This is a genomic window from Streptomyces brasiliensis (genome assembly GCF_014647875.1).
Classification (GTDB): Bacteria; Actinomycetota; Actinomycetes; order Streptomycetales; family Streptomycetaceae; genus Streptomyces; species Streptomyces brasiliensis.
In genome coordinates this window covers 330145-355953 of the sequence record NZ_BMQA01000006.1, presented here as the reverse complement: position 1 = coordinate 355953, position 25809 = coordinate 330145, and the positions used below count along the sequence as shown (strand labels likewise).

Sequence of the window (25809 nt, the reverse complement as noted above, 5' to 3'; positions counted from 1 at the left end):
GTCCATACCTCCAACCTGTTCTGCCCAGAACTATCCGACCTGTCCTGATCATGGCATGCGGCACGGATCGCGGTGAGGACTTGTTGAACTCAAGAAGCCCAACTTTCTGTTAGGGCCAATGATCCCTGCAGTGGACCGAGCACACGCGCTCGTGGATGGCCGCGAAACCTGGGTACTGTCGTCGACGTGGTCGGCGCACGCTGGGATTGGTCACCCGTAGTCGTGTGCTGGTTGATCGCGCGACTAGGGGAGCTGGTTCGGGCATGGCGGTTGACGCTGCTCGCACGGAAGAGGGGTTCACGTCGGGAAGGGCTGCGCGGGTGATGGCTGCCGCGTGCCGGGCGGCCGACCTCGACGGCAGAGGGGCCGAGTTGATCCGTCTCGGGGAGAACGCGTTGTTTCGGCTGGCCTCGGTGCCGGTGATCGTGCGTGTCGCTCGGGGGGAGGAGTGGTTGCCCACGGTCCGCAACGAGGTGGCTGTGTCTCGGTGGCTGTCGGACGAAGGGTTCCCGGCTGCTCGCATCATCGAGGACCTGGAACAGCCGTTCTTGATCGAGGGCCACCCGGTGACCTTCTGGCATCTGATCGTTGAGGGCGACCGAAAGGCTACATATGGGGAGCTGGGCGGTGTACTGCGGGATCTGCACTCGCTGACCTTGCCCGAGGGTCTTGTGCTCCCGTCGTTCTCGCCCTTCGACAAGCAAGAGCTGCGGATGGACCGGGCCGCGATCCCGGAAGACGACAAGGTCTTCTTGCGGAAGCGGTGGCGGGAGCTCCAGGACAGGTACGCAGAGCTGAAGTTCGAGACGCCCAACGGGCCGGTGCACGGGGATGCTCACGTGCAGAACCTCATGGTTGATGATCAGGGGCAGGTCATTCTGATCGACTTCGAAGCCTTCTGCTACGACCACCCTGAGTGGGATCTCATGGTCACGGCCGTGGAGCATCACAGCCTTGGGTGGCAGACGGACGAGCAGTACGCCGACTTTGTAGGCGCGTACGGGCGTGACCTGTATGACTGGCCCGGTTACGAGACGCTGCGGGGCATCCAGGAGTTCGGTATGACGACCTGGCTCATGCAGAACGTGCAGGAGAATGAGGAGACGGCGGCCGAGTACCGCCGGCGTATCGCTGGGTTGCGCGATGACGATGCGCCTCGGAACTGGCGGCCCTGGTAGCCGCTAGGTGCCGTTTGTGGTTCGGATCGAGGTGGAGTTAAGCGTTTCCCAATTGGTTGGCTTGACCACCTGTTAGCGTGCGCGGATGGAAGATCTGGGGTTCGTGGCTTGGCCGCCTGAGCCGATCAGGACCGGGAGGCTCGTGCTCCGTGAGCCCGAGGCGAGGGACCGTGCGGCGTTCATCGACTTGCTGGCCTCGCCGGAGGTGCACAGCTACCTCGGCGGCCCGCGATCGCGTGACGAGCTTGAGCGCGAGATGTCCGGGGCGCCCGAGCGGTGGCCCGGGAACTTTGTCGTGGATCTCGACGGGTCGATGATCGGCCAGATCCTGCTCAGGAGGGCAAAGGGGCATCGTCGCCACGCGCTACCCGGCGAGCCGGTGGTGCTCACCACCCAGACCGCCAACGTCGGCTCGATGCGCCTCGTGGCAAAACTGGGGTTCATCGAGGTTGAGCGGTTCGAGGCCTGGGGTGCCGAGCAGTGGCTCGGCATGTGGTCCCCGGCCACGCCGTCCAGTTGAGTCTGCGACGGGAACCGCCGGGGAGTACCCGCTCATCCACGTGCGAGCGGCCTGCAACCGCGACTTGCCCGCGCGCATGCCGGCCGGTCACCTCTAGTCGTCGTCCTCGTCCAGGCGGGCTAGCGCGTCGTGCACCTTTTCGTTGAAGGCGGCCACAGTGGGGTTTGCCGCGTGGGCGCTGACCTCGGTCTGGAAGTCGGTGACGTAGCGCTGGAAGCGGGTGGACTGGAGGGAGTCGCCAGCGTCGACTGCGAGGCTGGCGGTGGTGACGGCGGCTTCCAGCTCGCCGTTGAGGAGTTGGCTCTGGGCAAGGACCATGCGGCAGAAGCCGAGGGTGCGGGCGTACTTCGGGTCGGTGCTGTCCACGGCGCGCTGCGCCTGGTCGACAGCTTCGCGGCGCATTTTGAGGTCGCGGAAGCAGTGGCAGAGTTCGCCCATAAGTTCCGCTTCGTCGAAGTAGCCCAGCCATGCCGGGTCTTCGCCGGCGTCGGCGTGCTCGAAGTGGCGTTCCGCTTCCCTCATAGCTCGGCTGGCTGCGATGCCATCTCCTGCGTTGGACAGGGCGCGAGCCTCCATCGCTGAGTTGAGCGCCATGGCGCGTGGGGTGGCTCGACCCTTGGCGCCCTCGACTGCGGCGCGGGATAGCTGGATGGCCTGGGCGTGATTGCCGAGGTAGTTGGCCTGGTGGCTGAGGTTGCCGAGGATGCGGGCGCCGAACATGCGGTCGTCGATGACCTGGGACAGGCGCAGGGTGGAGGTGAGGTAGCGGTGGGCGAGTCGGTGGTTTCCGGTGTCGTACGCGGTCCACGCCAGTAACTGGGACACCTCGGCGGCGGCACCGAATAACGCCGTGCCCACCTTCTGGCTGTAGCTCGCGTCCAGGAGCGGAAGTACTTCGTGGCGGAAGTAGTGGCGCAGGGCCTTGTGGCCGTGGCCTCCGCCGTACTTGAAGTCGAGTCGCATGAACATGCTGGCGGCGTCCCGGATCGCGCGGACGTCGCGCATGCCGACTCGTTGGTGAGCGGGCCTGTCGGCCTGTATGCCGTCGGGACGGGCGATCATCCATGACAGGACTGCGGAGCTGAGGTCGTTCTCCGCGATGATCAGTTGGTCTGAGGCCGGGGCGTCGGCGCGCTCCTGGGCTAGGTCGTCGAGCATGGACAGGACGGCCGGGACGGTGTTCGGGTAGCCGATCGGCTGCGGCGCGGTTGCCTTGGTGTCGCCGAAGAAACCGAGATCGCCGGGCGTGACGCGCCGGCCGAGTTTGGCCGAGAGTACGTCCGCCATGACCGCCGCTGTCTGCGGGCGGATGCTTGAGCCGTTGCGCCACCGCTGTACCGATACGTGCGTTGTCCCCAGCTCGATGCCCCGGCGGTCGGCCTCGTCGGTCATGCGTTTCGCCAAGCCTTTGTTCGAGATCTTGGCTTCGCTCATGACGGCGATCAGCTGCGCGTTTGGCTCTCGGCTCATGCTCCCCTGCCAACCCGAGAATGACGGCGAGTGTTCATCGTGTCACAGCTTGCTTGCCCTGGGGGTTCATTCGTGAACCCCCTTTGCCTTTGCCCGTGTTCATCTGAACCCCCTGGTGAACGCTCCCGGTCACGGGCTCGTCGCCGTGTACTGGCTTGCGTGCAGCAACCGGTGTCGACGGCTCGGAAGGGAACGCGAATGGACGCGGGGAAACTCAAGCGCGTGGGTGGTGAGTTGGACGCCTTCGCTCACTGGTTTGTGGCGCCGGACCCGTCGTCCGACGGGCACTTTCTGACGCTCACGGTCTTTGCGGAGTTCGGTGACACGGCACGCGTGGCGCGCGAGATGACGGCCGTGTTCCTGCGGGGCGTCGGCGCCGGTCACCTTGCGGACGACGCACAGCTTGTGGTCTCGGAGCTGGTTGGGAACGTGGTAAACCACGCGGTGCCGGACCGGCGTCGGGCTCTGCCCGGCTCCTGTCGGCGCATCGACGTGACGTTCAAGAAGTATCCGAAGTGGCTGTTCATCGGGGTCTCCGATGAGGACTCGACGCCTCCGCTGCTTCCGGCGGGTGAGGCGTTCACGCCGGGATTGGTGGGAGAGCTGTCCGAGGCTGTGTTGCCGGATTCCGGCCGTGGCCTGCTCATCGTGCAGCGGCTCGCGACGGCGCTGTGGTGGACGCCGGACGAGAGAGGCGGCAAGACCGTGTGGTCCCGCTTCGATCTTGACGAGTCCAGGGCCGAACTCTCGGCCTGACAGACGCCGGATCGCCGCCCCTATCTGTTCCCTCGCGATCGGGAGCGGGCGGCGATTCGGTCACTGGCCGGAGTCTGACCACTCCGGCCACAGGGGCGCGGCCTCTCGGACGTCCGGGGGCTCCCCTCCCGCATGAGGGGCCGCGCTTCACATCCCCATATAGGCCGGGCCACCCCATCTGCCCTGGTAAGCGAAGGGTGACCCGGCTGGGAACGCGACGGTTCCCGGTGCCTGATGGTACCGGGGCCGTCGTGCTGCATTCCGGACCTGGCCCAAGGAAGTTGACGATCCGTTACGAGATCAGGGCAGAGGTGGACAAGGTGACTGGCTCGGGTGAGGGCTGGCTGAGTGACGGTCTCGACGTACCGGGCGCGGACTCGAGTCTGTGGGTGTCCGGCGTCGACTACATCGCGGGGTGGCGTGAGGCGCGCGAGGCTGCCGACCGCTTGAACCGTGCACTTCTGGGTGCTGGCTTCGAGCTGTCCGCCCTGCGAGCCGTCGCCTCGACGAACGAGGACGGGCGCGGTGTCGTCCGGCTGGCCGGTTGGCCCGGCGCGGTGGAGCGGCTCGCCCAGCTCCTGGAGGCGCACGCGGATGGTCACGGTGGTGCGGTGTGAGGGGGTGCGGCGCCTGTGTTCACCTCGCTGGGTCACCTCCTGCTGTGCCTGATGCCTCGGCCGCAGACAGTCCGCCACGACGACGCCGTGTGGCGAACGGGCTGGTGCGCGTATGTCTCGCTCAGCTACCCACCGGGAGTAACCACGCTTGCCTGTTCTTGCTCGGCAATGCCGGCATTGCCCGGCGCTCCGAGTCGATGGCCGGTCGTCGCGTCGACTCCTCGGGCGTGCTGTGGTGCGGGGTGCCGGCCGTCCGGACGGGACCGGCGGGCACGCCGCACGCCCGGCCGGGGCGGCCGGGCGCCCCGGCGCGCCGAAGGCGCGCCCTTGAGGAAGTGAAGGCTGTTTCGACCGATCCTCGTCGGCGCTCAGCCGCGGGGGCGTCGCGCGGGCTGTTCGTCGGCGGTGATCCGGTAGGCGAGTTCGGCACGGTCGGCACCGAAGCGGAGTTCTTCGAGGAACAGCGGGCTGTCGTCGGTGCCGTGTGCGGTGCGGGCCACGTGCAGGACCGGGGTCGCGTCGGGGAGGCGGAGCGTGGTGCGCTCGTCGGGCAGTGGCATGTGCGCGCGTACGGTCTCGGTCCACGACAGGGTGTATCCGGCCGTGGTGAGCACCCGGTAGATCGCGGCCGGTGGCTTGCACGGCTCCTTGCCGAGGAGCGGAACGGCTTCAGCGACCTCGAAGGGGATCAGCGTGCGATGCATGACGCGCGTGCCGGTGCTGGGGTCGATGAGCAGTCGGTCGCAGCCGAACAGGGCCTCTTCCTCGTCGAGTTGGAGGAGTCGGCCGGTGTCCTTGGTGGTGCGGGTGCGGTAGGTGCTCGGCTGTTCGGCTTCCTGCCAGATGTCGCCGTTGGGCATCACGAACGTGCCCTCGGTGGTTCGGCTGATGCGGCGCTCGATGGTGAGGACGGGGTGTCCGCTGGAGCGTACGAAGCTGCCCTTGCCGTGGCGGACGTCGATGAGTCCTTCCGCGCGCAGTGCCGCGATGGCGTTGCGCACGGTGGGGCGGGAGACGCCGTAACGGGCCATGAGCTGGGCTTCGGATGGCAGCAAGGAGTCAGGCGCGAACTCGCCGGACAGGATCGCCGCTCGGATCGCGGCGGCTACCTGCTGGTAGAGGGCTCCGGGGCGCTGGATCTCCGACATCTGGGCATCTCCGACGGGTCGGCGTTGTAGGCACGTCGCACGCGCGACATCACTCGTCAGCATAAGTAGTTGCACCGCTGCCGTACAGGACTTCATAGTCGTAACTCGTTAGGACAAGTGACGTCAGCGTGAGAGCTGGCGTCCTGACTGGCCAAGGAGGCCAACGAAATGCAGTCCATTCCCGTGGACACGGCGCGGCTGGGCGTACTGCGGTGCGCCATCGCGCCGGAAGCGAAGATCACGAACTCCGAGACGCAGGAGGTGAAGAGGGACCGGGACGGCAACCCGGTCTGGACCGTGGCCGTCACCGTGCGGCAGGACGGGCGGCGTATCTCCGTCATCGAGATCGCCGTCAGCGGTGCCCCCAAGGGCATCGAGGAAGGACAGATCGTCAAGGTCACCGGCCTGACGGCGTTCGTCTGGTCGATGGGCGACCGGCACGGCGTCAGCTTCCGCGCCGACGCGATCACACCCGTGCAGGCCACGGCTGGGCAGGTCAAGGGCGGTGGCGCCTGATGGGACCGGTGTTCCTCGCCTTCGCCCTGGCGGTGCTGGCCTGGGTGCTCGTTGTCGGCGACCTCGTGCGCCGGCATCGCCCCGCCTGGCACTGGTACCTCGTCGGTTACCCCGTCACGGCCTGGCGGGTCATCGCAACGTGGCGCAAGGTGGCCATGCTCAACGACCTCTCCGTGTCCCGGCGTCCCCCGCGAGGGCTGCTCGGCGACCTGGTCGTCAAGGGGGACCCTCTGCGGCCGGTGGCGCCGCGAATCTCCTTCCCCCGCGCCACGAGCCTGGGCCTGACGCTCGTGGTGCGGCTGCACGCGGGCCAGACCCCGGCCACGTACATGAAGGCGGCGGATGCGCTGGTGCACGCGTGGAAGGTCCACGCGGTCCGCGTCACCTCCCCGGAACGCGGTCTCGTACTGCTGACCGCGACGGCCACGGACCCGCTTCAGCGGCCCGGCTTAGCCACGGCCCACGTCGAGCTGCTGTCGGCGCTCATCGGGGCGCTGGAGAGCGGCGGCGCCTGGGTGATGAACCTGCGGCTCGTGCCGCACTGGCTGATCGCCGGAGCCACCCGATCCGGTAAGTCCACCCTGCTCGCCCGGCTGATCACACAGCTGGCTACTCAGCCGGTCGCCCTGGTCGGCATCGACTGCAAGGGCGGCATGGAACTGGGCCTGTTCGCCGGACGGCTGAGCGCGCTGGCCACGTGCAGGCGTGAGGCGGTCGCCGTGCTCTCCGCCCTGGTCATCGACATGCAGGACCGGATGAGCGCCTGCCGGTCGGCCGGGGTGCGCTCCATCTGGGAGCTGCCGGACAAGCTGCGTCCGGTACCGGTGGTCGTGATCGTCGACGAGATCGCCGAACTGTACCTGTCCGACGGCACCCGCGAGGGCAAGGCAGAGGCCGAGCAGTGCTCCACACTCCTGCTCCGCCTCGCACAACTCGGTGCCGCCCTCGGCATCCACCTGGTGGTGGCCGGCCAACGCGTCGGCTCCGACCTCGGCCCCGGCGTCACCGCCCTGCGCGCCCAACTCGGCGGCCGCATCTGCCACCGCGTCAACGACCCCGGTACGGCGGAGATGGCCCTGGGCGACCTCAACAAGGACGCCGTGGCCGTCGCCCAGTCCATCACCGCCGACGAACGCGGCGTGGCCGTGTGCACCGGTCCGGACGGCGGCTGGAGCCGCGCCCGCTCCCACCTCACCCCCACCGAAGAGGCCGTATCGACGGCCCGCAAGTACGGCGCGATGACACCGCAACTGCCCGCCATAGACCACGCCCTGGCCGCTCTGGAAGGAGAGAACAAGTGATCAGCGAAGGAACGGCGTTCACATTCGCGGTGATCTTCGGGATCATCACCGTCCTCCTCGTCCGCTCCCGCGACGTCCGCGCCTGGGAAGCGGTCTGTGTCGGCCTCTTCGGCGTCTACCTCGGCCAGACCCCCGTGATCTTCACCGTCCACGGCCTCGTCACCTGGGTCATCAGCGGCTTCTCCCACACCTGAGCGAAGGGACTCGACCATGCCCATGCCCCGCGTGAGGTGCCCCCACTGCAAGGGCGACGGCGCCCGCAGGACCTGGACCGGACGGCTGCGCCGCTGCCGTATCTGCCGAGGCACCGGAACCATCCGCTGAACCACCCACCACCAGCCACGCCACGGAGGCGAACCCCATGACCGACACCGCGCCACCACCCACCATCACCCGTGCTGCTTCGGCGGCCCACCCCGGAAGGTCACCACCATCACCCCGGAGTTCACCCCGGCTGACAGGCGCGCCGTCCTCGACCGCGCGGCGCGCCTGCGTCAGCTGCCCGAAGCAGACCGCGACGCAATCCGCCTCGCCCAAGACCCCACGTTTCCTCGCCTCTTGGCGCAGATCACCGGCACCGGCGGTTGCTCTCATCCCATCCATCTCTCCGGCTTCACCACCACGCTTGACGGTGCAACCGGCGAAATCCTCCACCACTACGACACCCGCCATGAGCCAGGCGAACGCCTCCTCGTCCGCTGCCGCAACCGGCGGGCCACTGTCTGCCCCGCCTGCTCCCGCCTCCACGCCGGAGACACGTACCACCTCGTCCGCGCTGGCCTCCTCGGCGGCAAGAACATCCCCGATACTGTCCGCCACCGCCCACGGCTCTTCGTCACGCTCACCGCACCGTCCTTCGGGCCCGTTCACCGTGCAGGGGAGTTGTGCCGTCCCCGCCGCGACGGCGGCACCTGCGAACACGGACGCCCCCTCGGCTGCGCGGTCGTCCACGCGCCCGACGCTCCCGCCGTGGGCCAACCGCTGTGCCCTGACTGCTACGACTACACAGCCCACGTCCTGTGGCACGCACACGCCTCCAAGCTCTGGGACCGCTTCGTCATCGACGTCCGCCGCCGCCTCGCCTCCTCGGTCGGTCTCGTACAGTCCCGCTTCGCCCGGCACGCACGGTTGTCCTTCGCCCGCGTCGCCGAGTACCAGAAACGCGCGGCCGTCCACGTACACGCCGTCGTCCGCCTCGACGGCCCGAACGGACCTGACGACGAACCCCCGGCCTGGGGCACAGCGGAACTACTCACCGACGCCGTACGCGCATCCGCCGGGCGGGTCCTGGTCCGAACGCCCCACAGCCGGGCCGTGGGCGAGTTGGCCTTGCGCTGGGGTGCCCAGGTCGACGCTCGACCGCTGCGCGCCGATGGCGACGGACCCAATGATGACGCCGTGGCCGCATACGTGGCCAAGTACGTGACCAAAGGCGCGAGTGAAACCGGCGCCGGCCTCGACCACTCACTCACCACCTGGGCCGACATCGAATCCGCCCCCGTCAGCGAACACGTCCGCACCCTCATGCACACCTGCTGGCACCTCGGCGGCCTCCCCGAGTACGCACCCCTCCGCCTCCGCGCCTGGGCCCACACCCTCGGCTACCGGGGCCACATCCTCACCAAATCCCGCGCCTACTCGACGACATACGCGGCACTGCGCGCCGAACGCGCCCAACACCTGGGCCACACCGACACCCCCGACGCAGCCACCGAACGGCAATGGCGCTACGTCGGGTCCGGCCTCACCCCTGGCGCCGCACTCATCGCCGCTGGAATCGCGGAGGACCTTGCAGAGTCCCGGCGGCTCGGGACGGAGGCGATTCAGGAAGGGGGTGGGGCTGATAACCGCGCTTCCCGCCCCTGAGCCTCGGCAACCCGTGCGCTCTGCCCTGCATGCCTACTCAAAGGAGGGGGACACAAGCCTGATCGAGAGTGAAATTGTGATCGTGGATGACGACGGTACGGAAACACCGTTCGATCCCGCTTCGTGGTTCTCGTGAGACGAAAAGCCGCCTCCCCGCAGGTCCCGGGTAGGCGGCTTTGTACATGTTGTTGGTCGGCCGTGGTCAGAGAGCGTCCGCGAAGTCGTCCTGTCGGATCACGAGCCGTTCGCGTACGTCCTTCGGGATCAAGAGGCGAAGGTGGACCTTCGGGGCACGGACCTTCGGCACCTTCGTGCGGGTGACCTCGCACCGGATGCCGACTCGGTACAGGTCTGAGGACATGGCTTCCATGCCGCCTTCCTGCCAGTGCTCGCGGAAGGTCTTACCGCCGTGGACGTTGATCCATCGGTCCTTCGCCGTCTCGGGGTCGATGGCTTCCAACTCCCCGATGAGCTTGTCGAGTGTCGCCTCTGCCTGCTCCTTGGTGAACCGGGTCTTCGCGTACCGGCCTCCGGGTTCGAGCTCCTTCATGTAGAGAGCGATGGACTCTTGGAGTCGCTTGATCTCCCGCCGCACGTCGGCACCCTCGGCGTACTGGCGAACCTGCACCGGGAAGTCACCGAGGACCTTTAGCACGTCTTCCACCAGGCGCTCGTAGACCCGCTTGGGGTTGGGCGCACCGAGTCCGCCGCTCTTGCAGTTGCGGCACCTCAGGTACTGGTAGGTCCCGTACGTGTTGTTCGTGATCTTTACGGTCATGTTCGTCTTGCAGTCGGCGCACAGGAGGACACCAAGGAACTGAGTCGCTCCGCCGACACGGCGCGGAGGCTGGTTCTTCTTGCGCTTGTCGAGCGCAGCGCCGAGGGTCTCGAACTCCTCCTCAGTGAAGATCGGGGGAGCGACCTTGATCGGCCTGCCGTCCTTGCCGAGGATCGCCTTCGAGCGCCGTTGCCCTCCTTGTTTGTCCTCCTCTACCCGGTGGCCGAGAAGCGCAGGGTTACGGAGTCGGCGGTGGAGCGTTGCGACGGTGAGCCCCTGGCTCATGAGCCCGGACCGCTTCAGGCAGCGCACCATGAACCGGGCGGAGCGTCCTCGAAGCGCCATGCACCGCGCCCAGTGCAGTGCCATGTAGGCGTCCGGATCGATGGCGAGAACGGGCTTGCCGGAGTCGTCCTCAGCTGTGACGTAGCCGTACGCTGGCTTGCCGATGATCCACTCTTCCTGAGTCTTCGCGTAGTCCCACAGGCTCGTGACTCGGGTAGAGGTGTTGGCCGCTTCAATCTCGGCGATACCGCCAATGATCGTGACCATGATCTTTCCGGCGGTCGTCGTGAGATCAAGGCTGTCGTTCTTGGAGACCAGGTTCTTCCCGCGCTTCAGGCTCCACTCGATCATCGTCGAGAGATCAGAGAGACGGCGTACGAAGCGGTCGAGCTTCCAGAACAAGAGCTCGTCGAACTCGGGGGAGCGGTTGTTCAGCCAGTCGCCGAGTTCCTTCCTCTTCCACGGCGGAACCTTCGTTGCCGATACGTTCAGGTCCGAAGCGACGCCAACGACTCGGCAGCCTCGCTCCCTCGCCAGGATGCGAAGGTCGAGCTCCTGCCGTACCGGCGACGTGGTTTCGTCCGTCAGCACGGACAGGCGGACGGATAAGAGAGCCCGAGGAGCATCCTCGGGGAGTAGAGCCTCAGCCTGCTTGAGCTCCTCTAGGAGCGCGAGGTCTGCGTCAGTCCACTCGGTTTCAACCGAGTAGTGCCTTTGGTCGGCCGCTGTGCGCTTGCGTGTACGTGTCCCCATACATGCGACCGTAGAGCTGGTTTTGAACGTGTGTCCATATGCCCTCAGATGGACACGGCCATCCAAATCGGCCCGACCGGCAAGAAGTTGCTCCCTCTGACGCTCAAGAACGCTGGTCCGACGCCCGCTGCGAGCGGTCACACGCACTGACGTCCCGGAAGGCGCTGCGGGGACCTGGACGTGCGAGCGATGAGCCCCTTCCCTGGACCGGGAAGGGGCTCATCGGTGTTCGCGGGCTCGTCGCGGTTCGGCTGATCAGTCCCGCGTCAGGCGTTCGGAGCGGCGGCCGGCTCCGTCTCCGGGTCCGCAAAGACGGCTGGAGTGTCGCTCAGACCGAGGCGGAGGTGTTCGACGTGGTAGAGGGCCTGGTCGAGGAGTTCGGCGACGTGGTTGTCGTAGAGGGAGTACACCACCGACCGGCCCTTACGGGTGCCGACTACGAGATCGAGGTTGCGCAGCAAGCGAAGTTGATGGGAGCAGGCGGACTGCTCCATGCCGACTTCCGCCGCCAGTTCGGTGGCCGGCAGGGGGCCCTCGCGTAGCCGCGCCAGGATGAGCAGCCTCGAGGGAGTGGCCAGGGCCTGGAGGGTCGTGGCGACCTTGGCGGCATTTGCGGCGTCCAGGCGTGCGCGGGGGATGCCTCCGGCTGGCTGTGCGGCTCCATGACCCATGCGCCCATGCTACGGCACCACACATGAACACATGAATGTCTCTTCATTCATTCCTGTTACGGTGGTGGGGTCGACCCGTCGCGTCCTCAACCTGCGAAGGACCCCGCTTCCATGTCTTCCACGCTCACCCGCCCGGCCGGGACCGGCGCCACCCGCGAGACGGTGGCACCCCGGCGGCGCACGCGGATCTTCGCGTTGCCCGAGGCCCGGTGGGCGGCGGCGGCCCTGGTGCTGTTCCTGGTCGCGCTGCCGCTGTATCTGACCGGGGCACCTGCGTGGTCGTGGGTGCCCTTGTTCGCGGCTGTCTACGTCACGGGAGGCTGGGAGCCCGGCTGGGCCGGGCTGCAGGCGCTGAAGGACAAGACCCTGGACGTTGATCTGCTCATGGTCGTCGCCGCGCTCGGAGCGGCGGCGATCGGACAGATGCTGGACGGGGCGCTGCTGATCGTCATCTTCGCCACCTCCGGCGCGCTCGAGGCGATCGCCACGGCCCGCACCGCGGACTCCGTGCGCGGTCTGCTCGACCTCGCCCCCGCCACTGCCGCGCGCCTACTGGACGACGGCAGCGAGGAGAGCGTGCCCACCGAGAAGCTGCATGTGGGCGACACAGTCCTGGTACGCCCCGGTGAGCGGATCGGTGCCGATGGGCGAGTGCTGGACGGAACCAGCGAGGTTGACCAGGCCACCATCACGGGTGAACCGCTGCCCGTGGCCAAGGAGACCGGGGACGAGGTGTTCGCCGGCACCCTGAACGGTACCGGCGCGCTGCGGGTGAAGGTCGAGCGGGACCCGTCCGACTCGGTGATCGCACGGATCGTGGCCATGGTCGAGGAAGCCTCCGAGACCAAGGCGCCGACCCAGCTGTTCGTCGAGAAGGTCGAACAGCGCTACTCACTCGGCATGGTCGCGGCCACGGTGGCACTCTTCGTGCTGCCGCTGCTGTTCGGCGCCGATCTGCAATCCACGCTGCTGCGCGCGATGACGTTCATGATCGTCGCCTCTCCGTGTGCCGTGGTCCTCGCCACCATGCCGCCGCTGCTGTCGGCGATCGCCACTGCCGGACGTCACGGTGTGCTGGTGAAGTCGGCCGTGGTCATGGAGCGGCTCGGCCAGGTGGACGCGGTGGCGCTGGACAAGACGGGCACCCTGACCGAGGGCACTCCGCGCGTCACCGACATCTGCCCGCTCACCGGTTCCGGCATGAGCGAGCAGGAGCTTCTGCGGCTGGCGGCGGCGGCCGAGCACCCCAGTGAGCACCCGCTGGCCCGCGCGATCGTGGACGCCGCACGCATCCGAAACCTGGACATTCCGCTGGTGGAGGACTTCGCTTCCACCCCTGGCGCCGGCGTGAGCGCGAAGGTCGACGGCCGCGCTGTCGCCGTCGGCAGCCCTGTCCGCATCCTGGACGACAGCACCGGCCACCCGGTCATCGCCGTGGCCGCCGGCCTGGAGCAGGAGGGCCGCACCGCCGTGCTGGTCACCCTCGGCGGCGCCCCGGTGGGGGTACTGGGCATCGCCGACCGGCTGCGCGAGGAGGCCCCAGTCACCGTTGCCGCCCTGGGCGAGCTGACCGGCACGGCCGCAGTGCTCGTGACCGGCGACAACCCCCGCGCGGCGGCCCGGCTCGCCGCCGAGGTCGGCATCACCGACGTCCGCGCAGGTCTCCTGCCTCAGGACAAGGTCACCGCCGTACAGGAGATGGAGCGCGCGGGCCGGAAGGTGCTCGTGGTCGGCGACGGCGTCAACGACGCCCCCGCGCTCGCCGCCGCGCACACCGGCATTGCCATGGGCCGCGCCGGCTCCGACCTCGCCCTGGAGACCGCCGACGCGATCGTGGTGCGCGACGAGTTGGCCACCGTCCCCGCCGTCGTACGCCTCTCCCGCCAGGCACGCCGCCTGGTCGTGCAGAACCTGATCATCGCCGCAACGTTCATCACCGGCCTGGTCATCTGGGACCTGGTCGGCACCCTGCCGCTGCCGCTCGGTGTCGCAGGGCACGAAGGGTCCACCGTCATCGTCGGTCTCAACGGCCTGCGTCTGCTGGCCGACGCCGCCTGGACGCGGACACGGCCGATGGGGGACCAGCAGCAGTGACGACCGCAGAACCCTGCCCGTCTCACCTGCCGCCATGCACCTGACCGGCCAGCAGCAGGCGCTCGGGAACAGATCCGCGCCGGCATCAGTGATGGCCGAGCTGTTCGACGGAGAACGGATCGGCTCTGGTGGCCCCGTCCACGGCGTCTTGTGTCCGCTTCGTGGCGAGGGGTGTGCGGTGGCGTCGATGAACGGGTGCGGCTGTCGATGGCGGCCACCGAGAGGCCCGGGTGCCTCCGCAGCGATGAGTTCCGGCCGGGTGGCGAGTCTGTTCTGGTGACCGTCGTAGAACCGTCGCAGGACGCTGCCCGGCACGAGACACCACGGAGGACACCATGACGACCACGCCGGACGACCCGAGAACCGCGCTGCCCGGCCGCCCGCCCGTGGTCGACCTGGCCACCTGGCAGGCCGCCCGTGACGAGTTGCTGATCCGCGAGAAGGCCCACACCCGCGAGGGCGACGCCATCGCCGCGGCCCGCCGCCGGCTGCCGATGGTGGAGTTCGACGGGACGGTCGAGGTCGTCGGACCCGACGGCCCGGTCCCGTTCCTCGACCTGTTCCAGGGCCGCGACGAGCTCGTGGTCTACAAGCACATGTGGTACGACGGCGCGCCGCACCAGGGGCAGTGCGAGGGCTGCACCACCACGGCCTGGCACCTGAAGGACGCGGTCTACCTGAACGCCCGTGGCGTCTCGTTCGCCATCCTGACCACGGGCCGCTGGGACGAGGTGGCCTCCTACGTCGAGTTCATGGGCTACACCCAGCCCTGGTACTCGGTGCGCGACGTGGACGCGCCGGTCGGCGGCAGCATGGGTTACCTCACCTGCTTCCTGCGCGACGGCGACCGCGTGTTCCTCACCTACTCCACGACGGGCCGTGGCAACGAGCGGGTCAACGGGTCCCTCGGCCTGCTCGACATGACGCCTTACGGCCGCGGCGAGGCGTGGGAGGACAACCCCGAGGGCCGGCCCGAGGGGAGCAGCCCGTGCTGGTCCTGGCGTTCGGACGCGGACGGGAACGCCACCTGGGGCCCGACCAGCCGCCCCGTGCCGCAGTGGACCCGCCCCGGCGCGGCCCCCGTGGAGACCCTCGGCCGGCACGGCCACCACCACTGACGCGCCTTCGCCGACGGTGCCGGCAAAGGTGTCAGGTGCCGGGCGGAACCTCCGGACGACGCGAGGGCCCGCCCGCGCGCTCGATCGGCGGCGGTTCGCCGGGGCCGCACCGAAGGCGTCACCAGGCGGGCCAAGGGGATCACGAGGCAGATGTACGGTCGGGCCGGGTTCGCCCTCCCGCGTCACCGCGTCCTCCTCCGTTGATCACTACGGAACGCAGCCACTGTTGTACACACCCTCCAACGGGCAACCACATGAAGCCGCGTTCCTCGTTGTTCCGCGGAGCCCGGTTGTCAGTGCCGGGTGGAAGACTGCCCGGCGTGATCGAACCGAACCCGAAAGCGGACCTTCTCCGATACCTGCAGGACGCGCGTGACGCCCTTGTGTGGAAGCTCGACGGTCTCTCGGAATACGACATCCGCCGCCCGCTGACCCCCACGGGCACGAACCTGTTGGGGCTGGTCAAGCATGTCGCCGGCGTGGAACTGGGGTACTTCGGCGACACGTTCGGGCGGCCGTTCTTCGACGAGGCGCCGCCGCCCTGGTGGTACACGGAGAACGCAGAACCGAACTCGGACATGTGGGCCACCGCAGACGAGTCACGCGAAGAGATCGTTGGGCTGTATCAGCAGGCGTGGGAGCACTCCGACAGCACGATGGCGACACTGACGCTCGACGCGATCGGTCACGTACCGTGGTGGCCGGAGGAACGCCGAGAGGTGACACTGCACCACGTTCTGGTACGCGTCATCTCCGATACTCAGCGGCACGCAGGCCACGCCGACATCGTGCGAGAGCTCATCGACGGATCCGTCGGATACCTGCAGGGCAAGGACAACATGGCACCGGGTGATCAGGCATGGTGGGAGGACTACCGGAGCCGCTTGGAACGCGCGGCGCGGGCAGCCGACAACGGCTGACCGCACACTGCTGCCACCGACTCGACCTGCGGTACGAAGACGACCTGGCGACCATGCGGCAACTCGTCGCCACGGCCGACGTGTTCGCATCCACCTACCGCCCGGCCGTGAACGAGCGCTTCGGCCTGCTGCCGGAGCCGCTCGCCGCGGCGGGCCGACGTGGCATCGTGTACATGTCGGCCAATGCACACGGACGGCGCGGACGCTCTTCCTTGGCCGTCGGAGAACGTTTGAGGTCGTATCAGATCTGGTTCGCTTCTCGAGGCGAACGGTCCGAACGCGTTGCCGGAAGAGAAACCCGTGCCGGGCTGGCGTCGCTGTCTGGCCCAGTACCGCAGTTACCTGCAGTTGGTCCTGGTGAGCGCGGCCGCGGTCTCCCTGGTGATCAGGGAGTGGAGCACCGGAGTGCTGCTGCTCGTGCTCACGGTCGTCAACGCGGTCGTCGGCATGCGGCAGGAGGGCAAGGCGGAGAGCGCCATGAACGCCCCCGGCAAGAGGTACCTGGACTGGCGACTCGACGATCCTGCCGGGCAGGGCAGGGCATGGCGGCCGTCCGGCCGATTCGCGACGAGATCGAGCGGCGAGTTCGCGCTCTGCCGGCCGAGTTGGGCGGCTGAGGCTGCGCCGGCCGCGCTGTCGCGGACACGTTCGGCCACCTGTCGTACGGGTTGTGGGCCGTTCGTGTGATGTGGGTGGGACAACGTTCCCGCGGAGACTGCTGAATCCGTGACGGCCGCCGCGCTCCGGTGCGGCGGAATGATTGCGGAAAATGAGGACCCCGGCGCTGTCGGGTTCTCTTCTTCTGCTATTTCATACCTTCACCGGTCAAGTATGTTGATCTACGCTCCGGATAACTCGTTCGGGTGATTCAATCCCCCGAACGCCCGACACCTTCCCTCCGATGGCGCTCGTTATGTGACCGTGACTGGGAAAGAAGGGTGCGGAGCCATGAATCAGTCGCCGATCGGCAACGATCACGCGTTGACCGGCGCTGGAGCTCGTCTCAGTAACTGCTCGGACCTGCTCGACGATTTTCTGGACAAGATCAGGAATGTGGAAACCGAATACCTGCGGGCGGCCCGCGAGCGGCATGGCGGAGCCGGTGCCGTACCGGCGAAACCGCCCGGATCCCGTGCTCTAGACGGAACATCCTGAACGAGAGCGCGGAGGACTTTTAGATGGACAGGAACAACGATGAGGCACATCTTTACCATCTGCAGTACGCCTTGAGAACAGAACGCGACGCGCTGAACCAGCCTTCTTACGGCACCGTCTCCTTCCCCACCCGGCAGACCTGGGACAACCCGGCACCGGACGTCACACCGAACGCCTGGGACCTGGACGAGGAACTGGCGCACATGCTGTCCGCGGCGACGACCGGTCCGGAGGCCGACACGGTTCCCCTGCAGCGACCGCAGCGCAGGACCAACCGCCGTCGCCAGCGCCCCGAGTCGCACTTCCTCGACGGAGGTCAGCGCATCACCCACGTCACGATCCTGATCGCCGCGATCGCGGTGTGCGCGGCGTCCATGCTGGCCTGGTCCATCACGTACTCCTACGGCCAACTCCGCACCATCGCCGAGTCCGTACTGCCCGCGGGGCTGGCGCAGTGGTGGCCGCTCACGGTGTACGGGCCCTGGTTCGTGGCGGCCCTGTCGATCCTGCGGGCCACCGTCCAGCGCCGCAGCGCACACCGCTCCTGGGGGGTCATCCTCGCGGCCTCGTTCATGGCGGTGGCCCTGTGTGTCAGCCACTCGTCCCGTTCGCTGCTGGCGTTCGTGATGCTCGGCATCCCGCCGATCACGGCCCTGGTCTGCTTCTGGGAACTCATCGGCCAGGTCTCCTCCAAGTACCGGACCCGTCAGCAGGCGCCCCAGGGGGCCCACGCACACCGCAGTTCCAAGACGTGAGTCCCTCAACAGGACGGCCGGATACGTGAGTTCCACGGCGCGCGGTCCAGGACCTCGGCCGGCCAGTCGAAGACACGCTGTTCGAACACCACCCTGCCCGTCGGCTCGCAGTGCGGATGGGTGCCCTCCGCCTCGGTGAAGGGGGCCAGTCGCTCCGGGCCGGGCAGGGCGTCGTGGTGGGCCCGGCCAGAAGTGCTCGCCCTCCGGTCCGTGGTCAGCAGCGGGGCGGTGATCCGGTCGACGACCGGTGTGACGTCGTACCGGGCGATCTCGGTGGGCAGGGCGAACGGTGAGTCGATGCCGTACGCCTTGGCCCGCCGGCGCCGAGTCCCCTCGTCCAGGCCGGCTCCACGACGCGGCCGAAGACCGCGCGGTCGCCCGACTCCCACAGCGCGCGCAGCTCCGGGCCGAGGTCGTGCCACCAGCTCTCGGCCACCGCGACAACCCCCGGATCAGCAACCCCGGCTGCGATCCGGTGCTCGAAGGCGAGCGCGGGGAGCACCCGGTAGCCCCATCGACTGCTGGCCGGGACCGTCGCAGCGGCATGCGAAGGCCCCGCTGCCACGGCACGATGGAACGGTGGGGCGGTTACGACACAGGGGTGGTCAGCGCTGGGAGGATCTCCCATGAGACAGCAGACGGCGACGAAGGCCCCGGCCCGGAAGTCCGTCAGCGCCGGCGGTGCCTTTCTCTCCTTCGCTCCGTGGATCATCTTCGGCGTGGTCGCGAGCCCCAGCACCTGGGAGTACGCCGCACTCGCCGCGCTGATCGCCTCCTTCGGCCTGGCCGGGCAGGACATCCCCCATGGGCGGCTCAACATCCTCGACATGGCGGGCATCGTGTTCTTCGGCGTGCTCTCGGTCCTCGCGCTCGCCCTGGACCGCCATGAGCTCATCTGGCTGGAGACGTATGCCCAGGTCCTGTCGAACGCGGTCGTGGCCGTCGTCGCGCTCGGCTCGCTGCTCGCCGATCCGTTCACCGCGCAGTACGCCCGGCGCTCCACGCCCCCCGAGGTGTGGGACTCGCCGGTCTTCAAGCACATCAACATGGTGCTGACCGCGACCTGGGGCGGGGCGTTCACCCTGATGGCGCTCTCCACCTGGCTCGCCATCCGCGTGCCGGAGCTGAGCGACTGGTTCAACTGGGTCATCCCCGTCGCCCTGCTCGTCTGGGCCATCAAGTTCACCCAGCGCTACCCGGAGTCCTACCGCGCCCGCGCGATCTAGTGCTGTGACCGGAAGGGTTCACCGGCTCGCGACGCCCGGCACGGCACCTCGCGGCGTTGTCGCCTCACCCGAGTACATCCAGTACGCGGGTGACGCTCCGCCTTGCGATGCACCGCACCGGACGCCGCGAGCTTCCCGGCAAACCTTCCCGGCCACAGCACTAGCCTGTCCGCCGCCGTAGGGATCCGGACCGGCGGCTGAGACGTCCTGGTGGGTATGGACTTCGACAAGGCGCCCGAGCGCCCCCAGGAACCGGAGCGCTCTCGGGAGACCGAGCGTCACCAGGAATCGGAGGGTTGCCTCGTCGTCGCCCTGCGTCTGCCCCTGCGGATCGTCGTGCTCGTGCTGGTGGTGCCGGTGCGCATCGCGTGGGACGCGCTCGTTGTAGCCGGGCGGTTCCTGGCCGACATCGTGCTGCGCCCGCTCGGCAGGGCACTGCTGTGGGTCGCCCGCGCACTGTTCGTCCGGCCCTTCGTGGTGCTGTGGCGGTACGTCCTCGTACCCCTCGGAAAGGCGCTTGCCCGGCTGGGGCACGTGCTCGTCGTCCTACCGCTCGGGTGGCTGTACCGGTACGTGCTGACCCCGGTCGGACACGCCCTCGCGTGGCTCGCACGCGGGATCGGCTCCGGCCTCGCGTGTTTGTACGCGCGCGTGCTCACCCCGATAGGACACGGCATCGCCTGGCTACTCAGGGGCGTCGGGCGCGTGCTCGCCGCCGTCGGCGTCGGGCTGTACGCCGTGGTCGCCCGGCTGGTGCGGTACCTGATCGTCGTACCCGCCCGATGGCTGTACGAGTGGGTCCTCGCGCCGGTCGGACGCGCCCTGGCGTGGTGCGTGGGCGCCGTCGTCACCGGAATCGGCTGGGTCCTGTACTGGGCGACCCGCATCCTGCTCGCCCTGCCCGCCCTCGCCCTGTGGCGCTGGGTGCTCGTGCCCGTCGGCCGGGTCCTCGCCGTCGTCGCGCGCGAGGTGGGGGAGGCGCTAGCGCACGCCTGGCGGATCGCCGGGCACATCTCGCTCGCCGTCGGGCGGTTCCTCGGGACCCTCTTCCGGTGGTTCTTCGTGGAGCCGGTGCGCTGGGTCTACAGGACGGTCCTCACCCCGGTGGGGCATGTCGTCCGGGGCGCCGTCCTGCGCCCCGCGGCCGAGGCCGCGCGCGCCGTGGGCCGGGCCACGCGGCAGGCGCTGGCCGGCGCCCGCGAGACCGTACGGCAGGCCCGTGCCGACATCCGTCGGGCGTTGTTCGGCGAGCCGCGGCAGCCGGTGGCCGTGGACCGGCGGGAACCCTCGGGCGGTGAGACACGTACTCTTGGTAGCAGTACGACCGCACTCACTAAGGACTGAACGAAACTGGGCAAGCGACAGCCCGAAGGCCCGCCGCCCGCACCCGCGGTGCAGCGCATTCGACTGCGCTACACCAAGCGCGGCCGCCTCCGGTTCACCAGCCACCGTGACTTCCAGCGCGCCTTCGAGCGTGCGCTGCGCCGTGCCGAGGTGCCGATGGCGTACTCGGCCGGATTCACGCCGCACCCGAAGGTGTCGTACGCCAATGCCGCACCCACCGGCACGGGCAGTGAGGCGGAGTACCTGGAGATCGCGCTCGCCGAGGCCCGTGACCCGGAGAAACTGCGCGTCCTCCTCGACGAGTCGCTGCCCGCCGGGCTCGACGTCGTCGACGCGGTCGAGGCGCGGACCCCGGGGCTCGCCGACCGGCTGACCGCTTCCGTCTGGGAGCTCAGGCTGGACGGTGTCGACCCCACCGACGCCCAGCGCGCGGTCGAGGCCTTCACGGAGGCCGACACCGTAGAGGTCCGGCGTACGACCAAGAACGGCGTCCGCACGTTCGACGCCCGTTCCGCGGTCGTGAGCCTGACGAATGCGGAAACGCATGGTTCGCAGGCTGATGGGCCGACCGACCAGCCTTGTGCGATACTGCGGCTGGTTGTTCGGCACGTGACGCCTGCCGTACGACCCGACGACGTCCTGTCCGGTCTTCGCGCCGTGGCCGACCTGGCGCCGCCGGTCCCCGCAGCGGTGACCAGGCTGGCGCAGGGGCTGTTCGATGAAGAGACCGGCACGGTGACCGACCCGCTCGCGCCCGACCGCGAGGCAGCAGAGGCCCACCCCACGGCCGCTGCCGCCGCGACGGCGCCTGCGTAAGGAAGGTTCCGCGTAAGGACGCACGTCGAAGCGCCGCCCTCGGACTCGGGAGCCACCTGGGTCGGGCAGCGCACCGACCAGAAGACTTTCGCCAGGCCGTACGCGACAAGGCATACGGAACCGGCGAGACAGGACACAGAGAGCTCCCGTGTGGCGCCCGCGCCCCGGACGGCGGCCACCGCGCATCGCGCGGGCCGTGGACGTCAGCGGTGGTCGATCGAGATGATCGACGCCGGACCAGGCGCGGCGCCCGGGAGCCTGACGGGAGAACCGCCCGCATGCTCGAACCGATCGAACCCACAGAGGGTTCCGAACTGAACACGCCCAGCGACACCCTGCCGCCGCGCAGGCGTCGTCGTGCCGCGTCCCGCCCCGCGGGTCCGCCCGCCGCGGCGGAGACCGTGGCCGAGGTCACCTTGCCGGCCATACCGGCCGAGGAGACCGCCGACATCACCGCCTCCGCGGACCTCGCGGAGGACGAGGAGAAGACCGAGTCGTCCGAGGAGATCCTCGCCGGGGCGACCGCCGAGACCGTGGTGGCCGCAGAGGCGCCTGCCGTTGCCGAGGAGCCGGCACCTGCTGCGCGTACGCGTCGTCGTGCGACGCGTCGTGCGACCGCGCCTGCCGGTGCGCCCGAGGCCGCTGAGACCGTTGTGGCGGCTGTCGAGGAGAAGCCCGAGGCCGTGGTGGCCGTTGAGGCGCCTGCCGTTGCCGAGGAGCCGGCACCTGCTGCGCGTACGCGTCGTCGTGCGACGCGTCGTGCGACCGCGCCTGCCGGTGCGCCCGAGGCCGCTGAGACCGTTGTGGCGGCTGCCGACGAGAAGCCCGAGGCCGAGGTCGCCGCAGAGGCGCCCGTCGTTACCGAGGAGCCCGCGGCGCCTGCCCCGCGCACCCGCCGTCGTGCGACCCGTCGTGTCTCCGCACCCGCCGAGGCCGTGGAGGGTGCCGAGGCTGCTGAGACCGCTGAGGCCCCTGAGACCGCTGAGGTGAGTGAGGCCGCCGCTCCGGCCGAAGCCGAGGTCACCGCCGTAGCCGAGGAAACCGCCCCGCGTCGGGCCCGTCGTCGGGCCACGCGTCGGGTGTCCGCGCCCGCCGGTGCTCCCGAGGCCGAGGAGGCGCCCGCCGTCGAGACCGCCGAGGCCGGCCGGCCGGTCGAGCCCGTCGAGGTCGCTCAGCCCGCTCCGGCCGCCGCCGAGACGGAGGCCGAGACCGAGTCCGCCGTGGCCACACAGGCCCCCGTCGCCGAAGCCGCCGCCGAGAGCGGTGGGCCACGTCGGCGTCGCCGGGTCGTGCGGCAGGCCGCGTCCGGGTTCTCCGAGCCCGCGCGGCAGCAGCCCGCACAGCCCGAGGCCGCCGAGCCCGTCGAGGACGAGGCGCCGCGCCGGCCGTCGCGGCCGGCCGTCGCCGTCTTCCAGGCGCCGGTGTTCACCGAGCCGCAGTTCCAGACTCCCCAGCGCGCCGCCGCTGCAGCGGCCGCCGAGGCTGCCGGGGCCGAAGAGGCCGAAGAGGCCGAAGAGGCCGACGAGCCCGAGGAGTTCACGGAGGAGCGCGCCGAGACCGGTTCGCGCCGCCGTCGTCGCCGCCGGGGTGCCGCCTTCGAGGAGGACCGCGACCAGACCGTCGCGGCCGCCGCCGAGGAGGACGCGGTCGAGGCCGAGGAGCCGGAGGAGTCCGTCGAGGACGCCGTCGAGGGCGACGAGTCGGAGGAGACCGGTTCGCGCCGCCGGCGCCGTCGTGGTGGCCGCCGCCGGCGCCGCGGTGACGCCGCCGAGGGCGAGGCCGGTGAGGGCGCCGACGGCGAGTCCGACGAGCTCGCCGCCGAGCAGGCCGCGCAGGATGCCGAGGACACCGCCGAGCAGGAGGAAGAGGACGCCGACGAGGCCCGTGACGAGGCCGGCGGCTCCAGCACCAGCAGCCGTCGCCGCCGCCGTCGCCGTCGGCGCGCCGGTGACTCCTCCGCCGACACCGAGCCCGACGAGGGCGACCCGGAGCGCACGGTCGTCAAGGTCCGTGAGCCCCGCAAGCCCGCCGAGCCGTCCGACGAGGTGCAGTCCATCAAGGGCTCGACCCGTCTCGAGGCCAAGAAGCAGCGCCGTCGGGAAGGCCGCGAGCAGGGCCGCCGTCGCGTCCCGATCATCACCGAGGCCGAGTTCCTGGCCCGCCGCGAGGCCGTCGAGCGCGTGATGGTCGTCCGGCAGAACGGTGAGCGCACGCAGATCGGCGTCCTGGAGGACGGCGTGCTCGTGGAGCACTACGTCAACAAGGAGCAGTCGACCTCGTACGTCGGCAACGTCTACCTCGGCAAGGTGCAGAACGTGCTGCCGTCGATGGAGGCCGCCTTCATCGACATCGGCAAGGGCCGCAACGCCGTCCTGTACGCCGGTGAGGTCAACTTCGAGGCGCTCGGCATGGCCAACGGGCCGCGCCGTATCGAGTCCGCCCTCAAGTCCGGCCAGTCCGTGCTCGTCCAGGTGACGAAGGACCCGATCGGGCACAAGGGCGCCCGCCTCACCAGCCAGGTCTCCCTCCCGGGCCGCTACCTCGTGTACGTCCCCGAGGGCTCGATGACCGGCATCAGCCGCAAGCTGCCCGACACCGAGCGCGCGCGTCTGAAGACCATCCTCAAGAAGATCGTCCCCGAGGACGCGGGCGTCATCGTGCGCACCGCTGCCGAGGGCGCGAGCGAGGAGGAGCTGCGCCGGGACGTCGAGCGGCTGCAGTCGCAGTGGGAGGACATCAAGAAGAAGTCCAAGAGCGGTGGCGGCTCGAACGCGCCTTCGCTGCTGTACGGCGAGCCGGACATGACCGTCCGCGTCGTGCGCGACATCTTCAACGAGGACTTCTCCAAGGTCATCGTCAGTGGTGACGAGGCGTGGGACACCGTCCACGGCTACGTCGCGCACGTCGCGCCGGACCTCGCCGACCGCCTGTCGAAGTGGACCAGCGAGGTCGACGTCTTCGCGACGTACCGGATCGACGAGCAGCTCGCCAAGGCGCTGGACCGCAAGGTCTGGCTGCCCAGTGGCGGTTCGCTGGTCATCGACCGGACCGAGGCGATGGTCGTCATCGACGTCAACACCGGCAAGTTCACCGGTCAGGGCGGCAACCTCGAGGAGACGGTCACCAGGAACAACCTGGAGGCGGCCGAGGAGATCGTGCGCCAGCTCAGGCTGCGCGACCTCGGCGGCATCATCGTCATCGACTTCATCGACATGGTCCTGGAGTCGAACCGGGACCTGGTGCTGCGGCGTCTGCTCGAGTGCCTGGGCCGGGACCGTACGAAGCACCAGGTCGCCGAGGTGACCTCGCTGGGCCTCGTGCAGATGACCCGCAAGCGGGTCGGCCAGGGCCTGCTGGAGTCGTTCTCCGAGACCTGCGTCCACTGCAACGGCCGCGGTGTCATCGTCCACATGGAGCAGCCGACCGCCGCCGGCGGAGGCGGCGGCAAGCGCAAGAAGCGCGGCCGTGGCGGCGACGGACATGTCCACGAGGCCGAGACGGTGGTCGCCGAGGCGATCGAGACCGCCGAGCAGGAGGCGGAGAGCGAGGCCGAGCTGGTGGCCGAGGTCGCCGAGCCGGTCGCGCTTCCGGCCCCCGACTTCGCGCCGGACGAGGAGCTGTACAGCAGCGTCGCCGAGGCGGAGGCCGCGGCGAGCCGTGGCCGTACGCGCCGGCGGGCGAGCCGCCGGGCGTCCGCTCCGGCGGGCGCGCCGAAGCGCGAGTCGGCTCCGGCACCTGAGACCGTGACTGACGAGGCCCCGACGGCCCAGGCCGTCACGGCCGAGGTCGAGGTGGAGCGTCCGGTGCAGCCGACGCCCGCCGCCGAGGCGCTCGTCGAGCCTGCGGCCGTGGAGGACGCGGTCGTCCCGGCCGAGGCACCCGCCGCCGAGGAGGCCGCGCCGAAGGGCCGTACGCGTCGTCGCGCCACCCGCAAGGTGTCCGCGCCGGCCGGTTCCCCCGCCGGTGCCGAGGCGGCCGTCGTGACGGTCGCCGAGACCGCCCCGGTGGCCGAGGCGCCCGAAGCCGTCGAGGCTCCGGCCGTCGTCGAGGAGGCGCCCGCCGAGAGCGCTGCCCCGGCCCGTCCGCGCCGCCGTGCCGTGCGCAAGGAGACCGCGCCCACCGCGTCCGAGGAGACCGCCGTCGTGGTGCTCCCGTCGGCCACGGAGGACACCGAGGGCTCCGGGGCCGAGGCTGCGGAGGAGGCCGCCCCGGCGAAGAAGACGGCCCGCAAGACCGCGAAGAAGGCGACGGCGAAGAAGGCCGCCACCAAGAAGACCGCGGCGAAGAAGACGGCCGCGAAGAAGACGACGGCCAAGAAGGCGGCGAAGACCGTCAAGACGGCCGCCGCCAAGTCGACGGCGAAGAAGACCACGGTCACCGCCGCCACCGACGAGAGCTGAACGGGGCGTGCGGCCGGTCCACGTGACCGGCCGCACATCCCGGGGGCCCGGCCCGGTTTGACCCCTTCGACCGCGGCCCCGTAACCTTGACCGTCGGCGTGTCAGTGGACAAAGGCACGCCG

General features: G+C 69.5%; 22 protein-coding genes and 3 pseudogenes. 20 read left to right on the top strand and 5 right to left on the bottom strand.

Features of this window, described 5'->3' with window-relative positions; genetic code table 11:
- The first annotated feature begins 263 nt into the window (after window positions 1–263).
- Both IEZ19_RS12760 and IEZ19_RS12755 read left to right on the top strand, forming a co-directional pair.
- Window positions 264–1178 carry an aminoglycoside phosphotransferase family protein gene (locus IEZ19_RS12760; RefSeq protein WP_189311246.1) on the top strand — a complete coding sequence of 305 codons (915 nt, stop codon included), beginning with the start codon at window positions 264–266 and terminating at the stop codon, window positions 1176–1178.
- Between the two features lie 85 nt (window positions 1179–1263).
- Window positions 1264–1698 (top strand): GNAT family N-acetyltransferase, encoded by a 435-nt coding sequence (locus IEZ19_RS12755; protein WP_189311245.1) that lies wholly within the window; start codon window positions 1264–1266, stop codon window positions 1696–1698.
- 93 nt (window positions 1699–1791) lie between these two features.
- On the opposite strand, the gene IEZ19_RS12750 is transcribed toward IEZ19_RS12755, so the two are convergent.
- Window positions 1792–3168, bottom strand: a complete 1377-nt coding sequence (locus tag IEZ19_RS12750) for an NsdA family TPR-like regulatory protein (RefSeq protein WP_189311244.1) — start codon at window positions 3166–3168, stop codon at window positions 1792–1794.
- A gap of 198 nt (window positions 3169–3366) precedes the next feature.
- Here IEZ19_RS12750 and IEZ19_RS12745 point away from each other — a divergent pair, with 198 nt between their 5' ends.
- Both IEZ19_RS12745 and IEZ19_RS12740 read left to right on the top strand, forming a co-directional pair.
- Complete coding sequence (locus IEZ19_RS12745) at window positions 3367–3924, top strand: ATP-binding protein (RefSeq protein ID WP_189311243.1); 558 nt, start codon at window positions 3367–3369, stop codon at window positions 3922–3924.
- 320 nt (window positions 3925–4244) lie between these two features.
- Complete coding sequence (locus IEZ19_RS12740) at window positions 4245–4541, top strand: hypothetical protein (RefSeq protein ID WP_189311242.1); 297 nt, start codon at window positions 4245–4247, stop codon at window positions 4539–4541.
- 368 nt (window positions 4542–4909) lie between these two features.
- Here IEZ19_RS12740 and IEZ19_RS12735 read toward each other — a convergent pair whose 3' ends face one another.
- On the bottom strand, window positions 4910–5689 hold the full coding sequence (locus IEZ19_RS12735) for a GntR family transcriptional regulator (protein WP_189311241.1): 780 nt from the start codon (window positions 5687–5689) through the stop codon (window positions 4910–4912).
- A 168-nt stretch (window positions 5690–5857) separates the two neighbouring features.
- Here IEZ19_RS12735 and IEZ19_RS12730 point away from each other — a divergent pair, with 168 nt between their 5' ends.
- From IEZ19_RS12730 to IEZ19_RS12715, 4 genes are all read left to right on the top strand, one after another.
- Window positions 5858–6205 (top strand): SCO3933 family regulatory protein, encoded by a 348-nt coding sequence (locus IEZ19_RS12730; RefSeq protein WP_189311240.1) that lies wholly within the window; start codon window positions 5858–5860, stop codon window positions 6203–6205.
- Window positions 6205–7506, top strand: a complete 1302-nt coding sequence (locus IEZ19_RS12725) for an FtsK/SpoIIIE domain-containing protein (protein WP_189311239.1) — start codon at window positions 6205–6207, stop codon at window positions 7504–7506. Before IEZ19_RS12730 ends, IEZ19_RS12725 begins: the two co-directional genes overlap by 1 nt.
- Window positions 7503–7700 carry a hypothetical protein gene (locus IEZ19_RS12720; protein WP_143638908.1) on the top strand — a complete coding sequence of 66 codons (198 nt, stop codon included), beginning with the start codon at window positions 7503–7505 and terminating at the stop codon, window positions 7698–7700. The genes IEZ19_RS12725 and IEZ19_RS12720 overlap by 4 nt, the downstream gene beginning before the upstream one ends.
- Window positions 7701–7995: 295 nt before the next feature.
- On the top strand, window positions 7996–9372 hold the full coding sequence (locus IEZ19_RS12715) for a replication initiator (protein WP_189311278.1): 1377 nt from the start codon (window positions 7996–7998) through the stop codon (window positions 9370–9372).
- 202 nt (window positions 9373–9574) lie between these two features.
- On the opposite strand, the gene IEZ19_RS12710 is transcribed toward IEZ19_RS12715, so the two are convergent.
- Window positions 9575–11188 carry a recombinase family protein gene (locus IEZ19_RS12710; protein ID WP_189311238.1) on the bottom strand — a complete coding sequence of 538 codons (1614 nt, stop codon included), beginning with the start codon at window positions 11186–11188 and terminating at the stop codon, window positions 9575–9577.
- A gap of 266 nt (window positions 11189–11454) precedes the next feature.
- Window positions 11455–11859 carry an ArsR/SmtB family transcription factor gene (locus tag IEZ19_RS12705; protein WP_189311237.1) on the bottom strand — a complete coding sequence of 135 codons (405 nt, stop codon included), beginning with the start codon at window positions 11857–11859 and terminating at the stop codon, window positions 11455–11457.
- Between the two features lie 111 nt (window positions 11860–11970).
- On the opposite strand from IEZ19_RS12705, the gene IEZ19_RS12700 reads away from it, so the two are divergent.
- The 8 genes and pseudogenes from IEZ19_RS12700 to IEZ19_RS12665 all read left to right on the top strand — a co-directional run bounded on the left by IEZ19_RS12700 (window position 11971) and on the right by IEZ19_RS12665 (window position 17901).
- Entirely contained in the window at window positions 11971–13953 is a 1983-nt protein-coding gene (locus IEZ19_RS12700; protein WP_189311236.1) for a heavy metal translocating P-type ATPase, read from the top strand.
- Between the two features lie 335 nt (window positions 13954–14288).
- On the top strand, window positions 14289–15071 hold the full coding sequence (locus IEZ19_RS12695; RefSeq protein ID WP_189311235.1) for a DUF899 domain-containing protein: 783 nt from the start codon (window positions 14289–14291) through the stop codon (window positions 15069–15071).
- Window positions 15072–15391: 320 nt separating this feature from the next.
- Entirely contained in the window at window positions 15392–15991 is a 600-nt protein-coding gene (locus tag IEZ19_RS12690) for a DinB family protein (protein ID WP_189311234.1), read from the top strand.
- Window positions 15931–16191, top strand: a pseudogene (locus IEZ19_RS53450) (CoA transferase); the annotation flags it as partial. The gene IEZ19_RS12690 and the pseudogene IEZ19_RS53450, both read left to right, overlap by 61 nt.
- A 40-nt stretch (window positions 16192–16231) precedes the next feature.
- Window positions 16232–16357, top strand: a pseudogene (locus IEZ19_RS53030) (cation-transporting P-type ATPase); the annotation flags it as partial.
- Between the two features lie 120 nt (window positions 16358–16477).
- A pseudogene (locus IEZ19_RS12675) lies at window positions 16478–16608 on the top strand (phosphotyrosine protein phosphatase); the annotation flags it as partial.
- A 331-nt stretch (window positions 16609–16939) separates the two neighbouring features.
- On the top strand, window positions 16940–17146 hold the full coding sequence (locus tag IEZ19_RS12670; RefSeq protein WP_189311233.1) for a hypothetical protein: 207 nt from the start codon (window positions 16940–16942) through the stop codon (window positions 17144–17146).
- A 23-nt stretch (window positions 17147–17169) separates the two neighbouring features.
- A complete protein-coding gene (locus IEZ19_RS12665) occupies window positions 17170–17901 on the top strand; it encodes a DUF2637 domain-containing protein (protein WP_229840245.1) in 732 nt (243 codons plus the stop codon).
- A 5-nt stretch (window positions 17902–17906) separates the two neighbouring features.
- Here the strand turns inward: IEZ19_RS12665 and IEZ19_RS12660 are convergent, their stop codons facing one another.
- Window positions 17907–18290: a hypothetical protein gene (locus IEZ19_RS12660; RefSeq protein WP_189311232.1), complete on the bottom strand. Its 384-nt coding sequence runs from the start codon at window positions 18288–18290 to the stop codon at window positions 17907–17909.
- A gap of 237 nt (window positions 18291–18527) precedes the next feature.
- Between IEZ19_RS12660 and IEZ19_RS12655 the strand changes: the two genes are divergently transcribed.
- The 4 genes from IEZ19_RS12655 to IEZ19_RS12640 all read left to right on the top strand — a co-directional run bounded on the left by IEZ19_RS12655 (window position 18528) and on the right by IEZ19_RS12640 (window position 25687).
- A complete protein-coding gene (locus IEZ19_RS12655) occupies window positions 18528–19127 on the top strand; it encodes a hypothetical protein (protein ID WP_189311231.1) in 600 nt (199 codons plus the stop codon).
- A gap of 216 nt (window positions 19128–19343) precedes the next feature.
- Window positions 19344–20471 (top strand): hypothetical protein, encoded by a 1128-nt coding sequence (locus tag IEZ19_RS12650; RefSeq protein WP_189311230.1) that lies wholly within the window; start codon window positions 19344–19346, stop codon window positions 20469–20471.
- 48 nt (window positions 20472–20519) lie between these two features.
- Window positions 20520–21287: a TIGR03936 family radical SAM-associated protein gene (locus IEZ19_RS12645; RefSeq protein ID WP_189311229.1), complete on the top strand. Its 768-nt coding sequence runs from the start codon at window positions 20520–20522 to the stop codon at window positions 21285–21287.
- A 278-nt stretch (window positions 21288–21565) separates the two neighbouring features.
- Window positions 21566–25687 carry an Rne/Rng family ribonuclease gene (locus IEZ19_RS12640; RefSeq protein WP_189311228.1) on the top strand — a complete coding sequence of 1374 codons (4122 nt, stop codon included), beginning with the start codon at window positions 21566–21568 and terminating at the stop codon, window positions 25685–25687.
- Window positions 25688–25809: the final 122 nt, after the last annotated feature.

Coding starts and splice junctions, on each gene's coding strand:
- IEZ19_RS12750 (WP_189311244.1), bottom strand. CDS start 3,168: ATGAGCCGAGAGCCAAACGCGCAGCTGATCGCCGTCATGAGCGAAGCC.
- IEZ19_RS12710 (WP_189311238.1), bottom strand. CDS start 11,188: ATGGGGACACGTACACGCAAGCGCACAGCGGCCGACCAAAGGCACTAC.
- IEZ19_RS12640 (WP_189311228.1), top strand. CDS start 21,566: ATGCTCGAACCGATCGAACCCACAGAGGGTTCCGAACTGAACACGCCC.
- IEZ19_RS12745 (WP_189311243.1), top strand. CDS start 3,367: ATGGACGCGGGGAAACTCAAGCGCGTGGGTGGTGAGTTGGACGCCTTC.
- IEZ19_RS12695 (WP_189311235.1), top strand. CDS start 14,289: ATGACGACCACGCCGGACGACCCGAGAACCGCGCTGCCCGGCCGCCCG.
- IEZ19_RS12650 (WP_189311230.1), top strand. CDS start 19,344: ATGGACTTCGACAAGGCGCCCGAGCGCCCCCAGGAACCGGAGCGCTCT.
- IEZ19_RS12725 (WP_189311239.1), top strand. CDS start 6,205: ATGGGACCGGTGTTCCTCGCCTTCGCCCTGGCGGTGCTGGCCTGGGTG.
- IEZ19_RS12735 (WP_189311241.1), bottom strand. CDS start 5,689: ATGTCGGAGATCCAGCGCCCCGGAGCCCTCTACCAGCAGGTAGCCGCC.
- IEZ19_RS12760 (WP_189311246.1), top strand. CDS start 264: ATGGCGGTTGACGCTGCTCGCACGGAAGAGGGGTTCACGTCGGGAAGG.
- IEZ19_RS12755 (WP_189311245.1), top strand. CDS start 1,264: ATGGAAGATCTGGGGTTCGTGGCTTGGCCGCCTGAGCCGATCAGGACC.
- IEZ19_RS12705 (WP_189311237.1), bottom strand. CDS start 11,859: ATGGGTCATGGAGCCGCACAGCCAGCCGGAGGCATCCCCCGCGCACGC.
- IEZ19_RS12655 (WP_189311231.1), top strand. CDS start 18,528: ATGAGACAGCAGACGGCGACGAAGGCCCCGGCCCGGAAGTCCGTCAGC.
- IEZ19_RS12665 (WP_229840245.1), top strand. CDS start 17,170: ATGGACAGGAACAACGATGAGGCACATCTTTACCATCTGCAGTACGCC.
- IEZ19_RS12700 (WP_189311236.1), top strand. CDS start 11,971: ATGTCTTCCACGCTCACCCGCCCGGCCGGGACCGGCGCCACCCGCGAG.
- IEZ19_RS12730 (WP_189311240.1), top strand. CDS start 5,858: ATGCAGTCCATTCCCGTGGACACGGCGCGGCTGGGCGTACTGCGGTGC.
- IEZ19_RS12670 (WP_189311233.1), top strand. CDS start 16,940: ATGAATCAGTCGCCGATCGGCAACGATCACGCGTTGACCGGCGCTGGA.